The sequence below is a fragment of the Caballeronia glathei genome, from assembly GCF_000698595.1.
Taxonomy (GTDB): Bacteria; Pseudomonadota; Gammaproteobacteria; order Burkholderiales; family Burkholderiaceae; genus Caballeronia; species Caballeronia glathei.
The window spans coordinates 1-2,249 of sequence record NZ_JFHC01000199.1 but is presented as its reverse complement, the minus strand read 5'-3'; the positions used below and the strand labels follow the sequence as shown (position 1 = coordinate 2,249).

The following is a 2,249-nucleotide window of genomic DNA, read 5'->3' as shown; positions in this document are numbered from 1 at the left end:
TAGTGATGGAACAATTGCTGGCTGACTCGGTGATATTCCTGGCGGCGGCATTGATCGCGGTGCCACTGTCCGTTCGCTTCGGCTTCGGCTCGGTGCTTGGCTACCTGGTAGCTGGGGCCGTGATCGGGCCTTGGGGGCTGAGGCTCGTCACGGACGTCCACTCGATCCTGGACATATCCGAACTGGGCATCGTGCTGATGATGTTCATCATCGGCATCGAGATGGAAATTGACAAGTTGTGGGCGATGCGCCGCTCCATCTTTGGCTATGGCGCGGCCCAGGTAGTTTTGTGTGCGACGTTGCTGGCCGCGATTTTCATCGCCTTTGGCGTCCCTTGGCGGGTGGGTGTGGCAGCGGGATTTGCCTTGTCCCTGTCTTCTACTGCGATGGTGATCGCAATCCTCGAGCAGAATAGCCTGATGGATACGCCGCTTGGGCAAACGAGCTTTGGAATCCTCCTGTTCCAAGATATCGCTGCCATTCCGATGATTGCCCTGTTGCCGCTGCTGGCGCCGGTCTCAGAGGAAGCAAGCACGTCGGGCGGCTGGCTCGCCGCCGGGAAGGCACTGGCCATGATCGCCGTGGTGCTCGTCGGCGGGCGTTTCCTGCTGAAATATATCCTGCGCATGATCCGGCGGAGCGGGACGCGCGAGATCTTCACCGTCTTTGCGCTGCTCTGGGTCATCGGCATCGCCTTGCTGATGCACGTCGTTCACCTGTCGATGTCCCTTGGCGCCTTCATGGCTGGACTGCTGCTGGCGGGATCCGATTGCCGCGAGGAGATCGAATCCGATATGGCGCCCTTCAAAGGCATCCTGCTTGGGCTCTTCTTTATTGCAGTCGGCATGACGATCGATTTTGGGGTCCTGGCGGACAAGACATGGCTTGTGGCCCTGCTAGTGATTGCCGTCATTGGAGGCAAGTTTCTGGCACTCAAGTATCTGGCGAACCGGGTCAACCTGCCGCGTGAGTATCGAACCCACTTCGCCATCCTGCTTTCGCAGGGCGGGGAGTTCGCCTTTGTCGTAATGGGGGCGGCACAGTCGGCCAATCTGATCCACGTCGAACAACTGTCTGTTGTCACCGTCGTCGTTGCACTATCGATGGCAACGACTCCGCTTCTCCTCCTTGCTCATCGCAAACTGCTGGGTGCCAGCACCGCCGGGAATCAGGCTGGTTCGTAGCGCAAGGAACGCTGCGCTTCGCAGGTGGAGCAGTGGCCTAAACGTTGGCCAACGCGACCAGGCTAGGCAAATTGGCGGCATTTGCCGACTCCTGAACGTTGCGCCGGAAACGCGCATACCGGCGTAGGCGGATGAGTACCACCACAGGACCTTGGCCGGAGCGACGGCCCGTATATTGTGTAGCATGATTGACTCCCTCTTCAGGGGGGAGCGCGCCGGCAAACAAGGCGCCGCATTCCGTACGTGGAGTTCTCAAGTTTAAGTAAAACGTGCGACCCCGTCCAATCATAGGAAGGCTCAGGTATCGATGTCGAATGGCGCCGATTGCGGGGAATTCTCTTTATTGGCTTAATGAGGACCGGAGAAAGCACGCCGCGGGCCCCGCAGGAAGCACAGCCGTCATGTGGCAGAGCGTGACTTGTTTGCGAACATCCACTCCGTCATGCGATGGACGGTCCAGCCGTATCCAGCCGGCCTCGGGCCTCTTGCGCCGCCCCCGGCGTTCCCAGTCCAAAATAAGGGAACCAGAACTGTCGACTCTTTCATATACTGCTCGTACCAACGGCCCTTGTTAGCAGCTAGCTGCGACGTCTCGTTACCTACATTGAGTCGAGGCCATATGAGCACTATCATGCCGGCCGGACGCGCCGAACCCGAACGGCGCGAACCGGTTCTCAATACCGTCGACCGTGTCTGCGAAATATGTTTTGGTCTGTTCATGGCACTGACGTTCGTCGGCGCCGTCAAGGCGGTCACGGCAGGCGAAGATGAGGGGTATAAGATGTTCTTCGCCGCACTCGGATGCAATCTTGCGTGGGGCCTCGCTGACGCCGTGATGTATCTCGTACGTACGCTCGCCGATCGAGGGCAGCGCCTGCAACTCGCGCAGACCATTAAGCGCGAGCAGGATCAGACGGTCGCTGTACGGGCGTTGCGCGGTGCATTGCCTGAGAAACTGGAGCGGCTCGTCGAAGATGCCGATCTCGAGCGGATCCGCGTGCGCCTCGCGGCAGCCTCGACGCTGCCACCCCGGGCGAATTTTGTGAGTGGTGATTTCGTCGGCGC

Annotated in this window: 2 protein-coding genes; both read left to right on the top strand. The window is 59.7% G+C overall.

Annotated elements, in window-relative coordinates:
- Positions 1–5: 5 nt before the first annotated feature.
- Positions 6–1,184 (top strand): monovalent cation:proton antiporter-2 (CPA2) family protein, encoded by a 1,179-nt coding sequence (locus BG61_RS38215; protein ID WP_035938258.1) that lies wholly within the window; start codon positions 6–8, stop codon positions 1,182–1,184.
- A 619-nt stretch (positions 1,185–1,803) separates the two neighbouring features.
- A partial coding sequence (locus BG61_RS38210) for a hypothetical protein (protein ID WP_051673103.1) occupies positions 1,804–2,249 on the top strand: 446 nt, incomplete at its 3' end.